The sequence below is a fragment of the Janthinobacterium agaricidamnosum NBRC 102515 = DSM 9628 genome (genome assembly GCF_000723165.1).
In the GTDB taxonomy this organism is placed as follows: Bacteria; Pseudomonadota; Gammaproteobacteria; order Burkholderiales; family Burkholderiaceae_D; genus Janthinobacterium; species Janthinobacterium agaricidamnosum.
On record NZ_HG322949.1, the window covers coordinates 3436283 to 3451064 of the forward strand.

The 14782-nt window shown below is 53.1% G+C and carries 15 protein-coding genes (1 of these 15 only partly in view); 14 read left to right on the top strand and 1 reads right to left on the bottom strand.

The window, feature by feature from the left end; translation table 11 throughout:
* Positions 1-3 precede the first annotated feature (3 nt).
* The 13 genes from GJA_RS26755 to GJA_RS14635 all read left to right on the top strand — a co-directional run bounded on the left by GJA_RS26755 (position 4) and on the right by GJA_RS14635 (position 13094).
* Positions 4-507 (top strand): DUF3304 domain-containing protein, encoded by a 504-nt coding sequence (locus GJA_RS26755; protein WP_081905421.1) that lies wholly within the window; start codon positions 4-6, stop codon positions 505-507.
* A 586-nt stretch (positions 508-1093) separates the two neighbouring features.
* Positions 1094-3850, top strand: a complete 2757-nt coding sequence (locus GJA_RS14605; RefSeq protein ID WP_051780901.1) for a type VI secretion system Vgr family protein — start codon at positions 1094-1096, stop codon at positions 3848-3850.
* A gap of 6 nt (positions 3851-3856) precedes the next feature.
* Positions 3857-4672 (top strand): DUF4123 domain-containing protein, encoded by an 816-nt coding sequence (locus GJA_RS26235; RefSeq protein WP_051780903.1) that lies wholly within the window; start codon positions 3857-3859, stop codon positions 4670-4672.
* Positions 4669-5145, top strand: coding sequence for a DUF3304 domain-containing protein (locus GJA_RS26760; protein ID WP_167541123.1), 477 nt, complete (start codon positions 4669-4671; stop codon positions 5143-5145). Before GJA_RS26235 ends, GJA_RS26760 begins: the two co-directional genes overlap by 4 nt.
* Before the next feature lie 174 nt (positions 5146-5319).
* Entirely contained in the window at positions 5320-5451 is a 132-nt protein-coding gene (locus GJA_RS28535; protein ID WP_277914401.1) for a hypothetical protein, read from the top strand.
* A gap of 14 nt (positions 5452-5465) precedes the next feature.
* The gene (locus tag GJA_RS14615; protein WP_038493375.1) at positions 5466-6041 is read left to right on the top strand and encodes a DUF2235 domain-containing protein; all 576 of its coding nucleotides are present in this window, start codon (positions 5466-5468) and stop codon (positions 6039-6041) included.
* A complete protein-coding gene (locus GJA_RS26765) occupies positions 6038-6799 on the top strand; it encodes a DUF3304 domain-containing protein (RefSeq protein WP_081905423.1) in 762 nt (253 codons plus the stop codon). Before GJA_RS14615 ends, GJA_RS26765 begins: the two co-directional genes overlap by 4 nt.
* Positions 6796-7368 carry a DUF2235 domain-containing protein gene (locus tag GJA_RS26240; protein ID WP_051780905.1) on the top strand — a complete coding sequence of 191 codons (573 nt, stop codon included), beginning with the start codon at positions 6796-6798 and terminating at the stop codon, positions 7366-7368. Before GJA_RS26765 ends, GJA_RS26240 begins: the two co-directional genes overlap by 4 nt.
* Complete coding sequence (locus GJA_RS26770) at positions 7365-8126, top strand: DUF3304 domain-containing protein (RefSeq protein WP_081905424.1); 762 nt, start codon at positions 7365-7367, stop codon at positions 8124-8126. Before GJA_RS26240 ends, GJA_RS26770 begins: the two co-directional genes overlap by 4 nt.
* On the top strand, positions 8123-8725 hold the full coding sequence (locus tag GJA_RS27385; RefSeq protein WP_144241547.1) for a DUF2235 domain-containing protein: 603 nt from the start codon (positions 8123-8125) through the stop codon (positions 8723-8725). The genes GJA_RS26770 and GJA_RS27385 overlap by 4 nt, the downstream gene beginning before the upstream one ends.
* Positions 8722-9543, top strand: coding sequence for a DUF3304 domain-containing protein (locus GJA_RS26775; RefSeq protein WP_081905425.1), 822 nt, complete (start codon positions 8722-8724; stop codon positions 9541-9543). Before GJA_RS27385 ends, GJA_RS26775 begins: the two co-directional genes overlap by 4 nt.
* Positions 9544-9644: 101 nt before the next feature.
* A complete protein-coding gene (locus GJA_RS14630; protein ID WP_038493382.1) occupies positions 9645-11630 on the top strand; it encodes a T6SS phospholipase effector Tle1-like catalytic domain-containing protein in 1986 nt (661 codons plus the stop codon).
* Positions 11631-11807: 177 nt separating this feature from the next.
* Positions 11808-13094 (top strand): O-acetylhomoserine aminocarboxypropyltransferase/cysteine synthase family protein, encoded by a 1287-nt coding sequence (locus GJA_RS14635; protein WP_038493385.1) that lies wholly within the window; start codon positions 11808-11810, stop codon positions 13092-13094.
* A gap of 63 nt (positions 13095-13157) precedes the next feature.
* Here the strand turns inward: GJA_RS14635 and GJA_RS14640 are convergent, their stop codons facing one another.
* Positions 13158-13970, bottom strand: coding sequence for an SDR family NAD(P)-dependent oxidoreductase (locus GJA_RS14640; RefSeq protein ID WP_038493388.1), 813 nt, complete (start codon positions 13968-13970; stop codon positions 13158-13160).
* A 244-nt stretch (positions 13971-14214) separates the two neighbouring features.
* Between GJA_RS14640 and GJA_RS14645 the strand changes: the two genes are divergently transcribed.
* Positions 14215-14782, top strand: partial view of a TetR/AcrR family transcriptional regulator gene (locus GJA_RS14645; RefSeq protein ID WP_038499939.1) — the 5' portion only. The gene runs 20 nt beyond the window's last position; 568 of the gene's 588 nt are visible here — the first part of the coding sequence; its start codon is at positions 14215-14217; its stop codon lies off the right edge, out of view.

A 14782-nucleotide genomic window follows, 5' to 3' on the forward strand; every position in this document is an offset into this window, starting at 1 on the left:
GAAATGATGATGACTATCCCGTGGAGCAAGCGTGTATCAGGTTGCCTTTTCTATCTGGCCTTGGCGCTCTTCAATACTGCATGTAGCAAGGAAAATATGAGTGTCCCTGTAAATTTGACTGCTTATAACCATACCGAAAATGGCATTGGAAGTTATACCGTAACCCTTTCCACAGGAGCCAGCACCAGCGCCGGTTATCTGGGACCTGGTGAGGGCGGCGGCGGCATGACTTGTTGCTTGGCCGTTCCGCCAGTTTGGCGGCCGGGCATGACCGCTACCATTGAGATGAAGACAACGGTCAACGGCAAGGACATCACTACCACCAAGACGGTGCCAATACCGCAATACGCCACGGATGATGTCAGCACGTTCAATGTCCATTTTCTTCACAATGGAAATTACAAAGTATTGGTCAGCAAGTATGCCTTGGGACATCGACGATACCCGTTGACCGGCAAGGAAGCAGAGCTTAAACCAGGTCTGCCGCTCAAAATTATCTGGGAGTAAGGTGAATCATTCTTCTTTGCCGATGGCAGTATTTCCTATTAGCACTGTCTGCAGCAATGTATTCCAAGTCACTTTTTTATCGAAAATTGCTAGGAAACCATGTCTATTATCTATACCGGACGAAAAGCGCCGCTCGATGGCCGACGCAAACTGACTGCCAAGGAAGCATCGCAGCGCGCCAAGGCAATGGCTTGCGTACGTGTCAAGACACGTACGGTCACCCAATAGCGCATGCCAAGGCCAGATTTATATCGGCTTGTTTTACGACGGCAGCGGTAATAACCAGGATTGGAAAGAACAATATCTTGTCGCCAAGAGGAAGCCCGTATTTTATGCTGAAGCAGAAAAAAGATTATTCAGAAATATATTAAAGCCGAAGCCGAGTGGAAAAAGCAGTTGACCAAGAGATGGGAGCAAGAAAAGAAGAATCATCATTGATGCTGCGATACGGCTTGCAAGCGATGCGGTTCAACGTTTGTCTGAAATCAAAAAAATAAGAATTCCCAGATACAATCTCCAAGGTTACCAAATTGATAAATTCATCCAACGGCCGCTGCGGAATATCGATGAACTCACAGGAAACGGCATGCTATCCAACTTGATAAGTACGATCTTTTCCGCGCTCGCCTCCTTCACCAGCGCGACACGGCTGTATGCATTGACGCTGGGCGATGGCGACGCTGACAGCTTGCTGGTCGAGGCGTTCGCCGCCGACGAGCAAGTGCACGGCATCGGTGCGCGCGACATCATCGCGCTGTCGACCAGCGCCCGTATCAAACTGGCGTCGCTGCTCGGCAAACAAGCCACGCTGCACATCAGCCTGGCCGACGGCACGCGCACCCAATTTTCCGGATGGATACGCCAAGCCGCGATGCTCGGCAGCCATGGCGGACTGACGCGCTACCGCTTGCGCCTGACGCCATGGTTGTGGGAATTGAGCCAGGTACGCAACAGCCGCGTCTGGCAAGACAAGACCGTCATCGAGATCATCGACAACGTGTTCAGCGCCTATGCGCCACGCGCGATCTGGCGCTGGAGCGACGAGACCGGCTCGTTCATGGACGGCGCCGGCCAGCGCGGTTATTGCTGCCAGTACCGCGAATCGGACTACGATTTTATTCATCGCCTGCTGACCGACGAAGGTTTATCCTGGCGTTTCGAGGAGGTCGATGGCGGCCAGTGCATGGTGCTGTTCGCCGACAGCAGCGAGGTGTGCGCCACGCCCGAGGACGCCAGCAGCGCCCAGGACGGCGGCCTGCGCTATCACGCCGCCCGCGCCGGAGAGCCCGGCGACACGATCCAGGCGCTGCGCTCGCAACGCAGCCTGCGCGTCAGCATGGTCACTGTGCTCAGCTACGACTACAAGGCGAAAAAGGCGATCAGCGCCAGCGTGCCGACCAACCGGGTGGTTGGCGGCAAGCACGCGCCGCAACTCGAAAGCTACGATGCGCCCGGCCAGTACCGCTACGCCAACGCGGCCCAGGCGCGGCGCTACGCCACCTTGCAGATGCAGGCGCACGAAGCCCGCGCCCATTTGTGGCAGGCGCGCTCGACGGTGCGCACCTTGCGGACCGGCACCCGTTTTACCTTGACCCAAGGGCCATTGCAACAGCTCGGCGACGAAGACCCGCAATATGTGGTGCTGCGCGTGGCCAGCGTCGGCATCAACAACCTGCCGCTGCCGGCGGTCCAGGGCATGGCGGAACTGTTCGGCCCGATTCCAGAATTGCTGGAAGAATCCTTGCCCAATTTGCACGCCGGCTTCGAAGATGCCGAGGCGGCGATGGCCCAGGCGCACAGCACCGGCTACGCCAACTGTTTCGAGGCAATTCTGGCCGCCACGCCATGGCGGCCAATGCTGGACGAGCCCTCGGAGCGCCCGACCGCGCTGGGCAGCCAGAGCGCCATCGTGGTCGGCCCGGATGGCGGCGACCGTCCCAACGGCGCAGACGAAATCCATTGCGACAGGCTGGGCCGGGTACGCATCCGCTTTCACTGGCAGGAAGATCGCAACGCCAGTTGCTGGGTGCGCGTGGCGCAGCGTTCGGCCGGCGGCGGCATGGGCAGCCAGTTTCTGCCGCGCATCGGCCAGGAAGTGCTGGTGCAATTCATTGAAAACGATATCGACCGGCCCGTCATCCTCGGCGCGCTATACAACGGCCGTGGTGAAGGCGGCGTGCCGGCCACGCCGGGCGGCGTGGTCAAGCAGGGCAGCGATCCATCGGTATTCAACCCGGCGCACGACCATGCGGTGTCGGGGCAAGGCAACCTGGCTGGCGGCAACAGTCCGCTGTGGCATGGCGTCGCTGGCGGCGGACACCGCAACGGCGCGGCGCAGTGGGGTATCCGCAGCAAGGAGTTTGGTGGTTTCGGCTACAACCAGCTACTGTTCGACGATACCGACCAGCAAGGCCGGATTCAATTGAAGAGCAGTCTGGCGGCCAGCGAGTTGAACCTGGGCCATTTGATACACAGCGCCGACAATTACCGGGGCAGCTTGCGCGGCGCCGGCGCCGAATTGCGCACCGATGCGTACGGCGCGGTGCGTGCCGGCGCGGGTTTATTGGTGACCAGTTATGCGGTCACGCATGGCGCGGTCGGGCGCGATCCGGCCGGCGACAACGCACCCGGCATCGCCTTGCTGAAACAGGCGGTGATATTGAGCGAAACGTTCAGCAATGCCGCCAGGACGCATGAAACGGTGGCCTACGACGACCAGGCGGCGCCGTTAAAAACGTTGCTGGCGGCGGTATCCGGCATGCATGACATGGATGGCAGCGACGTGCCGCACGTGAAAGACCCGATCATCGCGGTGTCGGCCAAGGCGGGATTGGGTCTGGTGGCCGGGCAAGACATCCAGCTGAGCAATGGCGAGACGGTGGCCCTGATGAGCGGACTGGACAGCCAGTTCATCGGCGGCGGCCAATGGCGCGTGCACACGGGCCAGGCGATCGGCGTGCTGGGCGGCGCGGTCCAGGCGGGCGACCACAACCTCGGACTGCAATTGATCGCGGCCAGGAACGCGATCGAGTTGCAGGCGCAAAGCGATCGGATGAACATCCAGGCCAGGGACGAGATCAATGTGATCAGCGCCAACGCCCACATCGACTGGGCGGCGGCGAAAAGCATCAGCCTGTCGACGGCGGGCGGCGCGAATATCACCATCAGCGGCGGCAATATCACGGTGCAATGTCCGGGCAAGATCACGATACACGCCGGGACCAAGGCTTTTATCGGGCCGACGCGTATCACTTATCCGATGCCGGTGATGCCGCGAAGCATATGCGTGGCCTGCCTGCTGAAATCATTAAAAGCAGCACCGGCATTCACCTCAGTGGAATAAACTATCATGCTGACAGACCCTTTTACGCCGCAATGGATCACATGGCTCGACGCGCAGGCAGCCGGACTGCAAGATACGCAGCAACTGTATCTGTTGCTCGACGGCGTGTTCATCCCGGGCCTGTACCGCACCATGCAAAGGAAAATGGCGCCGGATCAAAAGCCGACGCTGCTATTCGAAGCACTACCCAGTTGCAATGATAAAACCCGCGACGTCTCCCCCTTCCTGCTAGCTTACCGAGGCCAGCCGCAACTGAGCAAGTTATTGAGTGCATGCAGCGGCTGGCCCATGGTCAGCGCCATCGTCACGACGGAAAGTGCGGAACAACTTGGGCGGCGTCTGGCCGCATGGTGCGTGGTGGAGGCCGATAGCCAGCGCTTCAACTTCCGTTTTCCCGACACCCGCCGCTTGCCGGGTATTTTCAACGCCCTGACCGGCGAACAGCGCGCCATGCTGTGCGGCCCCGCCAGCACCTGGTTTTACATCGGCAGGAATGGCGACTGGGCAACGCTGGACGTGCCTCAAGTGATGGCGCCGCTCGCCGAGTCGCCCACGCTGGAGGCCGGACAATTCGGCGTCATGGTCGACGATAGCGAAGCGGACGGCATGCTGGCGCGTTTCGACTACCGTGGCTTGCAATGGCAACAGCCCCACTCCACTATCCACGCACTGGTTCAACAAGGATTAAAAGTTGCCGCGCACAATCAACTGGACAGCGACCTGTGGCTGGACTGGTGCGCCGCCTACATCGACCAAAGCCTGCTGACCGATACCGCAGAGGCGGCAAGGCAATTTCCGCAATGGAAGGCGCAATATCAATGAGCCACCACAAAACCAGCGTAAGCATAGGCTCACGACTGCGACGCCTGTGCCTGTTGAGTCTGTCCACGCTGGCGTTCAGCGCCTGCTCGGCAGTCAAGCCGGTGTCGAACGACCTTGAGGTCAGCGTCCATGGCGTGAATTACACCGCGGATACATTTAGTTATGTGGTACGAAATCCTGCGGATAAAAGCGATAAAGGTACTGGCGAGTTGATCGATCCGTTTGCAGCGGGTGGGACGGTTTGTTGCTACCAACTTCCAAAGCAGTGGAAAGCTGGAATTCAGATAAATATTGACATAACCAAATGGTTACAAAAAAAAGAAAATAATAAATTACAAGAAGTGAAGGAGCAATATTTGGTTGAAGTACCACGCTATGTCAATGGCACTCCTGGCGAACTCTGGGTAATGCGCAATCCTGATGGGAGTATTGGTGCAATATCAAGCAATTATCAACCCAACCATCCGCTTTGACCCGGAAAAATAAAAGGCTGGCCCGTTCCTTCATTAGATTACCAGAGGGAACGATGGAACCTATACATCAAACTCGCTGCGGAAGACGTTAAAACCAATCAGGAACTAATTTCTCAATTAAAAAACTTTCCAGATAAAAGATTGCAAGAATCGTGGGATGTTTTTGAAAAGAGCATGCCTAATGAAATTAAGGATTTCAATGGACATAAAGATCCTAGATTTTTAGAAAAACTTAAAATGGATGACGAAAATTATTTAAAAGAAAGCATATTGAAGTTAAAAAAACTAAAAGAATCACGACCATAAACTATGGAAAAACCATGATTCATTTAAAACTCATTCCAACTATTCCCGAAGATTATTCAGTAGCGTCCGATCGCGATAGTTTTTTCAAAGTTGCGGAAAAACGTGCTCTTATAGCATTTGAAAAGCGCGAAGAATCAGGGCCAAAAAACTCATCTACAAGTTGTACAACCAACCTCTTCTTCGGCTTCTTCTTCGATGGCACCAAGAACAATTACGTCGGCGCCGAATCGTCAAAAACGCACTCCAACATAGTGCGCTTGTACGATTGTTTTCCCGGCATGAGCGTGCCCGGCGTACTTCCCAAGGAAATGGACTGGCAATACAAGCCTTCGAACTACAACCATTTTTTCAAGGTGTATATCCCCGGCGTCGCTTCCACCTTCAAGGAAGTCGGCGACACTGGCCAGGGACTGGACCTGACGCTGGGCGCCGCCATGGGCTCCAAGGGAGAGGCGCGCATCATCTGGGCCTTGATCCAGGCGATCAATAATGTGCATCGTTATTTCACCAATACCTTGCTGATCAAATATGAAGCATCACTAAATCGAACACAAAGAAAACTTCAACCACTTAAAAATTCACGACCATGATAATAAAAATTGAAAATTTGAAAATTTGTTTTTTCATACTTGCAGCACCAATTTCAAATACATATGCTGCAAGCACAAATCAATCTCTTACCGTACCCGTTAGTATTCATGGCGTAAACTACACTGCGGATACGTTTAGTTATGTGGTACGAAATCCTGCGGATAAGAGCGATAAAGGCACTGGCGAGTTGATCGATCCATTTGCAGCGGGCGGGACGGTTTGTTGCTACCAACTTCCAAAGCAGTGGAAAGTTGGAATTGAAATAAATATTGACATTACCAGATGGTTACCAAAGAAAGAAAATGAAAATTTAAAGGAAGTAAAAGAAAAATATATAGTTGAAATTCCTCGCTATGTGGAAGCTACTCCCGGAGAATTATGGGTTATGCGCAATGCTGACGGCAGCATCAGCGCCATTGCTAGCAATTACCAGCCCAACCATCCGCAATGGCCAGGTCCTGTCAAAGGATGGCCGTTGCCGTCCAAGGATTATCAACGCGAACGTTGGGATCTATATATTACACTCGCCGAATCGGATGTAAAACTAACCGAGCATCTGATAAATGAATTGAAAAACAATCCAAACCAAAGAGCAAAATTTTCCTGGGATACAATTTTTAAAATTAGACCTAAAGATCTTGAAAAATTCACTGGTCCAGAGGACGATAAATTTAGAGAAAAAATAAAAATAGACTACGAGGAAAACTTGATATATAGCAAAAATAAATTGAAAGAATTGAAGGAATCGCGCCCATGAATTCAAAATTAATTCCTCGCGTATCAAAAATATTTCACAAAGCAAAATTTCGGGATGAAATATTTAATCAAGATGAACGTCAAGAATTAATCAAAATGGAAAGTAAAGAACAAGCATTTGGTGGCGACGTTAAGCGATCTTGTCACAATAATTTATACTTCGGCTTCTTCTTCGATGGCACCAAGAACAACTACGTCGGCGCCGAGTCGTCGAAAACACATTCCAATGTCGTGCGCCTGTACGACTGTTTTCCCGGCATGAGCGTACCCGGCGTACTTCCCAAGAAAATGGACTGGCAATACAAGCCTTCGAACTACAACCATTTTTTCAAGGTGTATATCCCCGGCGTCGCTTCCACCTTCAAGGAAGTCGGCGACACTGGCCAGGGATTGGACCTGACGCTGGGCGCCGCCATGGGCTACAAGGGAGAGGCGCGCATCATCTGGGCCTTGATCCAGGCGATCAATAATGTGCATCGTTATTTCACCAATACCTTGCTGATCAAATATGAAGCATCACTAAATCACACACAAAGAAAACCTCAATCACTTAAAAATTCACGACCATGATAATAAAAATTGAAAATTTGAAAATTTGTTTTTTCATACTTGCAGCGTCAATTTCAAATACATATGCTGCAAGCACAAATCAATCCATTACCGTACCCGTTAGTATTCATGGCGTAAACTACACCGCTGACACATTTAGTTATGTGGTACGAAATCCTGCGGATAAGAGCGATAAAGGTGCTGGAGAGTTGATCGATCCGTTTGCAGCTGGAGGGACAGTTTGTTGCTACCAGCTTCCAAAGCAGTGGAAAGCTGGAATTCAAATAAATATTGACATAACCAAATGGTTACAAAAGAAAAAAAATAATAAATTACAAGAAGTGAAGGAGCAATATTTGGTTGAAGTACCACGCTATGACAATGGCACTCCTGGCGAACTCTGGGTAATGCGCAATCCTGATGGGAGTATTGGTGTAATCTCAAGCAATTATCAACCAAATCATGCGCTTTGGCCTGGTACAGTAAAGGGTTGGCCCGTGCCATCTCGTGAATATCAACTTGAACGCTGGGAGATATACATCAAACACGAAGAAGGAGGTGTTGCATTATTTAAAAATATGCTTCAAGAATTAAAATCAAATCCTGAAAAAAGAGCTTTGTCGGCATGGAACTTCGCATTAAAAAATGATCCTGAGTCACTATCTAAATATAGTGACTCAACAGATATAAATTTTCATCTCATGCTTAAAAATAGATATGAAGATTCTTTGAAAATTCAAGAAGAAAAATTACAAAAACTACGTGAAGAGCGCCCATGACATCTCATCAAAAAAAACTTCCATCAAAGATATCACTTTGCGCATCAATTTCTGAAAATTTTTCAAAAGCAAAGAAATTCGATGATTTTTTTGACAGCAATGAGAGTGAGAAAATACGTAGCAAACTAGAAGCACGAGAACAGCCTGACGTCAAGAATGTTCAAAAATCCTGCCACACCAACCTGTTCTTCGGCTTTTTCTTCGATGGCACCAAGAACAATTACGTCGGCGCCGAATTGTCAAAAACGCACTCCAACGTAGTGCGCTTGTACGATTGTTTTCCCGGCATGAGCGTACCCGGCGTACTTCCCAAGAAAATGGACTGGCAATACAAGCCTTCGAACTACAACCATTTTTTCAAGGTGTATATCCCCGGCGTCGCTTCCACCTTCAAGGAAGTCGGCGACACTGGCCAGGGATTGGACCTGACGCTGGGCGCCGCGATGGGTTACAAGGGAGAGGCGCGCATCATCTGGGCCTTGATCCAGGCGATCAATAATGTGCATCGTTATTTCACCAATACCTTGCTGATCAAATATGAAGCATCACTAAATCAAACACAAAGAAAACCTCAATCACTTAAAAATTCACGACCATGATAATAAAAATTGAAAATTTGAAAATTTGTTTTTTCATACTTGCAGCGTCAATTTCAAATACATATGCTGCAAGCACAAATCAATCTCTTACCGTACCCGTTAGTATTCATGGCGTAAACTACACCGCAGATACATTTAGTTATGTGGTGCGAAATCCTGCGGATAAGAGCGATAAAGGCACTGGCGAGTTGATCGATCCATTTGCAGCGGGCGGGACGGTTTGTTGCTACCAACTTCCAAAGCAGTGGAAAGCTGGAATTCAAATAAATATCAATATAACAAAATGGTTGCAAAAAAAAGAGAGTGGTAAGTTACAAGAAGTTAAGGAGCAACATTTGGTTGAAGTACCACGCTATGTCGATGGCACTCCTGGCGAACTATGGGTAATACGTAATCCCGATGAAAGCATTGCTGCAATTTCAAGCAATTATCAACCAAATCATAACCTTTGGCCTGGACCACTAAAGGGTTGGCCCGTACCTTCATTAGTTTATCAAAGAGAGAGATGGGACATTTATATAAAACAGGAAAAGGGATGTGTCGCCAATGCCAAGGAAATGTTAAACAATCTACAATCATTTCCAGAAAAAGAGGCGGCAGATACTTGGGAAGATATGCTTGATACTGCAAAAAAATACTCAGGGAACTACGAAATAAAATCACCGCTAGGAGAAATAGGAAATAAAAATAGAGATTTATTAAAAAAATTCTCCGGCCCCAAAGATCCAGAATTCTCCAATTGGCTGAAAAAAGATTATGAAAGATATTTAAAGGACTGTGAAAAAAAATTAAATGATATTGAAAGATCACGGCCATGACCATTAAGCTCTGCGGCGCCATACTATCCAGCTTCTCAAAAGCAGACGACATCAATACTTTTTTCAACAATAAAGAAATTAGAAAAATTAATGATGAGTGGATGCCACGTGAACAAGCAATTTTAAAAGACCCTCAAAAATCCTGCCACACCAACCTGTTCTTCGGCTTCTTCTTCGACGGCACCAAGAACAATTACGTCGGCGCCGAATCGTCAAAAACGCACTCCAACATAGTGCGCTTGTACGATTGTTTTCCCGGCATGAGCGTGCCCGGCGTACTGCCCAAGGAAATGGACTGGCAATACAAGCCTTCGAACTACAACCATTTTTTCAAGGTGTATATCCCGGGCGTCGCTTCCGCCTTCAAGGAAGTCGGCGACACTGGCCAGGGACTGGACCTGACGCTGGGCGCCGCCATGGGCTACAAGGGAGAGGCGCGCATCATCTGGGCCTTGATCCAGGCGATCAATAATGTGCACCGTTATTTCACCAGTAAGCCGCTGATCGAAGCTGCCGATGTCCCCAAACTGTTAAAGGCCATCGATCTGCATAAAAACCAGCGGACCGCGATGGATCCGTTTTTTTATACCGATCCGGACAGGGGCGCAGACAAGCAGATCCGGACCCGCGGCGTTTTTCAGGAGTGGCTGACGAAACTGCACAAGGCCGTGTCGCTGCACTGGAAAAATGGCGCGCAAGATCCGCCCAAAAAAGATCCCGGCATCGTCGACACCATTTATATATCCATTTTCGGCTTTTCGCGCGGGGCGACCCAGGCCAGGGCTTTCACCAACTGGCTGCAGGCTTTGTGCACATTCGATGCATCGCTGTGCGGCAAGAGCGGCATGACCCTGGGCGGCTTTCCGGTGGCGTTCAACTTCCTCGGCTTGTTCGACACGGTGGCATCCGTCGGCGCCGGCAATACCTTCGGCAATAATGTGCTGGCGAAACTGGCCGACGGCCACGGCGCCTGGTCGGATTCGGAATCGAGCTTGCGCATCCCTGCCGGCCTGCGCTGCGTGCACCTGGTCGCGGCGCAGGAAGTGCGGCGCAGTTTTCCGCTCGACTCGATTTCGGTCAACGGCTTGCTGCCGGATAACTGCGATGAAATCGTGATCCCCGGCATGCACTCCGATATCGGCTGCGGCTACATGCCGACCGAACAGGGAAAAGGCGTCGATCCCGATGGCGACGACATGCTGTCGCGCATTCCGCTGATTTATATGTACCGGGAAGCTAGACTGGCAGGCGTGCCGCTCAAACTGGAATTGGCGAATCCGATTGCCCGGCAGCGCTTTGCGCTCACGCCGCAAACCATCAGCGACTTCAACGCCTATATCGCCACTTGCAAAATTACCGAGGGCACGCTCACCGCCATCATGCGCGACCAGCGCAAATATTATATTCAATGGCTGCTGTACCGGCGCGCCAGCGGCAAGACGCCGTTGACCGGCAGCGCCAGTTTCCAGCGCGCCGTGAATTTCGATCAAAACGATTTGAAGAGCGCCAATCTGGAATTCGAGGATGAGATCAAGGCATTCGACAGCTGGATGGCCGACAAGGGCAAGAAACATCCGTTCCAGGCCATGGCGCCAGGCTTCGACAACGAGCATGCCAACGAATGGGAAGAAATCGCCACCTGGTGGAACAGCGCCGCGCCGCTGCCGCCGCAAGTCATCCATTTCTTCGATGAATACGTGCATGACTCGCGCGCCTGGTTCAAACTGATACCCGGCAATCCGGACAGCGAAGCGGATATGCATGTCAAATTACAAAAAATGGTGGAAATACGCCAGCGTACCTTGAAAGAGAATCAGGAACGGCCACGGATCGCCCCGTTGACCGAGCGCGGCGCACAGGCCAGCGCCGCCGTCAGCGACGGCCTGACCGACGAGGAACGGGCGGCCGCCGATGAATATGCCCGCACACTGAAAATTCCGTTGATGAATACCAAGGGGCGCGAGCCATTTACCGGCGCCAAGGCCGGCTATTTGCGCTACCGGAAAATATATGCGGGAGCGGACGGCATCCTGATCTCCACCACGCCCGAATTGATCAGGACCGACAAGGCGCACCACACTGCCTGACGCCATTCATCCAACGCTGACCGGTACCCGCCAACGATACATCAAAAAACATCGTAGCTTATGCCGTAATATTCCATAAAACATGTTAAATTAACAAAATCGGCATGGCACAATAAGATCAGCACGACGCCGCAATACCGCGATGGGCAAACACTTTCAACTCGTACAGGACGTTCCATGAAAATCGAAACCTTGGCCGTGCACGCCGGCTACTCTCCCGATCCGACCACCAGGGCGGCCGCCGTGCCGATCTACCAGACGGTGGCCTATGCCTTCGACAACGCGCAGCACGGCGCCGACCTGTTCGACTTGAAAGTGGCCGGCAACATCTATACCCGCATCATGAATCCGACCCAGGATGTGCTGGAAAAACGCATCGCGGCGCTGGAAGGCGGCGTCGCCGCGCTGGCGGTGGCGTCCGGTATGGCGGCGATCACGTACGCGATCCAGACCATCGCCGAAGCGGGCGATAACTTCATTTCCGCCAGCCAGTTATACGGCGGCACCTACAACCTGTTTGCCCACACGCTGCCGCAAAGCGGCATCCAGGTGCGTTTCGCCGATGCGCGCCAGCCGGACACCTTCGCCGCGCTGATCGACGACCGCACCAAGGCAATCTTTTGCGAATCGATCGGCAATCCGCTAGGCAACGTCACCGACATCGCCAAGCTGGCCGAGATCGCCCACAAGCACGGCATTCCGCTGATCGTCGACAACACCGTGCCCAGCCCCTACCTGTGCCGGCCATTCGAGCACGGCGCCGACATCGTGGTCCATTCGCTGACCAAATACCTGGGCGGCCACGGCACCACGGTCGGCGGCGCCATCGTCGACAGCGGCAACTTCCCATGGGCCGAGCACAAGGAGCGTTTCAAGCGTTTGAATCAGCCGGATGTGTCGTATCACGGCGTGGTCTATACCGAAGCGTTCGGTCCGGCCGCCTACATCGGCCGCGCCCGCGTGGTACCGCTGCGCAATATGGGTGCGGCGATCGCGCCGATGAATTCTTTCCTGCTGTTGCAAGGCATCGAAACGCTGGCCTTGCGCATGGACCGGATTTGCAGCAATACCCTGGCGCTGGCGAAACACTTGAAACAGCATGCGAAAGTAGCGTGGGTTAATTACGCGGGCCTGGAAGACCATCCAGACCATGCGCTGGTGAAAAAATACATGGGCGGCAAGGCGTCCGGCATCTTGTCCTTCGGTTTGAAAATCGACCCGGCCGACGAGCCGCGCGTAGCCGGCGCCCGCGTGCTCGATGCGCTGCAGCTGTTTACCCGGCTGGTCAATATCGGCGACGCCAAATCGCTGGCCACGCATCCAGCCTCGACCACTCACCGCCAACTCGACGCGGCAGAATTGGCCAAGGCCGGCGTGTCGGAAGACATGCTGCGCTTGTCGGTCGGCATCGAACATATCGATGATTTGCTGGAAGACCTGGAACAGGCGCTGAACGCCGCCTGAACCTGTTTCAGCAAGATGGATCCGCAGGGACACGGCCTGTCCCCGCCGCCACGTTTTATGGCATCAAGCTGTCAGGCCGTAACGCGAGGCAGGCTTGCCGGTACGGCCGGCGGCAAACAATTTCAGGCGCGCCGCATCGTATTGCTCCCACAAATCCTGGTCTTCCACCGAAGGTAAGGTCACCAGTTCGCCCTGGTCCAGGCCGGCCAGCGCGGCGTCGACACAATTCTCGGCGCTCATGATAGTGGCAGGATCCAGCTTTTCCAGCGGCACGCCGCTCAGCTCCCAGATTTCCGTCGCGGTAGTGGCTGGCAATACCAGTTGCACCACGACACCGGTATCGGCCAGTTCCTGTTGCAAACCACGCGTGAAATTCATCACATAACCCTTGCCGCCGCTGTAGATGGTACTAATCGGCAAAATTTGATAAGACAACACGGAACCGATATTGATCAGCGTGCCGTGATTGCGCTCCTTAAATTTCGGCAATATCGCGTGCGTCAGTTCGGTCAGCGCCGTCACGTTGACGCGGTCCATCGCATCGATTTTCTCTTTGCTGATCGTCAGCAGCGGCGCCAGCGTCGATGCACCGGCGTTGTTGACCAGCATGGTGATATCCTGGTTGGCGGCCAGCTCATCGGCTACCCGCTGCAAGTCGGCGGGCACGACCAGGTCGGCGGCGATGGCGCGCACGGCGACGCCGTATTTCTCGGCCAGTGATCTGGCCAGGACGCCAAGACGCTCGACGCGCCGTGCCACCAGGATCAGGTCGTAGCCGCGGCCGGCCAGGCGGTCGGCGTAGACCGCGCCCAAGCCCGACGATGCGCCGGTAACGACTGCGATGCCCTTCTTGGATGGTGTGTTTGCTGTGCTCATGATAATTCCTTCTTTCAGGTTAAGGCAAAAAGCCCGTGGGATTACCCAAGCATGACAAACATCATGCTTCAACACGGAAAGCATGACATTCATCATGATTCATGCGACAAAACATGACACACATCATGCTTTGCATGACGAAACATGATAGTCATCATGCTTAGTTTTGGCAAGCATGACGCATACAATGTATGATGTCAACAAAAATTACACTCGCGACCACATATATTATCAGGAATACAACATGCGATATCCTGCGGAAGAAACCGCCGAAAAGCACCAGCGCATTCTGACCGAAGCGGCCCGCCTATTCCGTGAAAAGGGTTTTGACGGCGTCAGCGTCAGCCAGATCATGAAAGCGACCGGCCTGACCCACGGGCCGTTCTACAACCACTTCACGTCGAAAGAGGCGTTGATGGCGGAAAGCACGCTGCACGGCTCGGCGCATTCGCGCGCAGGGTTGGACGCGGCCATGCAAGCCCCCGAAACGATGCGGCAATACATCATCGACTACGTCAGTACCCGGCACCGCGACAGCCCGGGCGACGGCTGCCTGATGGCGGCGCTGGCCGGCGAAGTGCGCAACCAGCCAGCGGTGCGCCCCGCGTTCACCTTCCACCTGAAAAACCTGGTCGGCAAACTGGCAAGCCACTTTCCATGGAAACAGAAAAACAATCCACGGCAAGACGCCATCGTCATGGCGGCGGCGATGGTCGGCGCAGTGGCGCTGGCCCGCGCGGTCGACGACGCCGCGTTTTCGGATGAAATACTGGCCGCGGTCAGAGCGGCGTTCACCGGCCAGGAATCAATCT

What these genes read in the sequence shown, in the direction of transcription:
- GJA_RS26765 (WP_081905423.1), top strand. Translation starts at nt 6,038, where the DNA reads ATGATAATAAAAATTGAAAATTTGAAAATTTGTTTTTTCATACTTGCA.
- GJA_RS28535 (WP_277914401.1), top strand. Translation starts at nt 5,320, where the DNA reads ATGCCTAATGAAATTAAGGATTTCAATGGACATAAAGATCCTAGATTT.
- GJA_RS26760 (WP_167541123.1), top strand. Translation starts at nt 4,669, where the DNA reads ATGAGCCACCACAAAACCAGCGTAAGCATAGGCTCACGACTGCGACGC.
- GJA_RS14635 (WP_038493385.1), top strand. Translation starts at nt 11,808, where the DNA reads ATGAAAATCGAAACCTTGGCCGTGCACGCCGGCTACTCTCCCGATCCG.
- GJA_RS27385 (WP_144241547.1), top strand. Translation starts at nt 8,123, where the DNA reads ATGACATCTCATCAAAAAAAACTTCCATCAAAGATATCACTTTGCGCA.
- GJA_RS26240 (WP_051780905.1), top strand. Translation starts at nt 6,796, where the DNA reads ATGAATTCAAAATTAATTCCTCGCGTATCAAAAATATTTCACAAAGCA.
- GJA_RS14615 (WP_038493375.1), top strand. Translation starts at nt 5,466, where the DNA reads ATGATTCATTTAAAACTCATTCCAACTATTCCCGAAGATTATTCAGTA.
- GJA_RS14630 (WP_038493382.1), top strand. Translation starts at nt 9,645, where the DNA reads ATGCCACGTGAACAAGCAATTTTAAAAGACCCTCAAAAATCCTGCCAC.
- GJA_RS14605 (WP_051780901.1), top strand. Translation starts at nt 1,094, where the DNA reads ATGCTATCCAACTTGATAAGTACGATCTTTTCCGCGCTCGCCTCCTTC.
- GJA_RS26235 (WP_051780903.1), top strand. Translation starts at nt 3,857, where the DNA reads ATGCTGACAGACCCTTTTACGCCGCAATGGATCACATGGCTCGACGCG.
- GJA_RS26775 (WP_081905425.1), top strand. Translation starts at nt 8,722, where the DNA reads ATGATAATAAAAATTGAAAATTTGAAAATTTGTTTTTTCATACTTGCA.
- GJA_RS26770 (WP_081905424.1), top strand. Translation starts at nt 7,365, where the DNA reads ATGATAATAAAAATTGAAAATTTGAAAATTTGTTTTTTCATACTTGCA.
- GJA_RS26755 (WP_081905421.1), top strand. Translation starts at nt 4, where the DNA reads ATGATGATGACTATCCCGTGGAGCAAGCGTGTATCAGGTTGCCTTTTC.
- GJA_RS14640 (WP_038493388.1), bottom strand. Translation starts at nt 13,970, where the DNA reads ATGAGCACAGCAAACACACCATCCAAGAAGGGCATCGCAGTCGTTACC.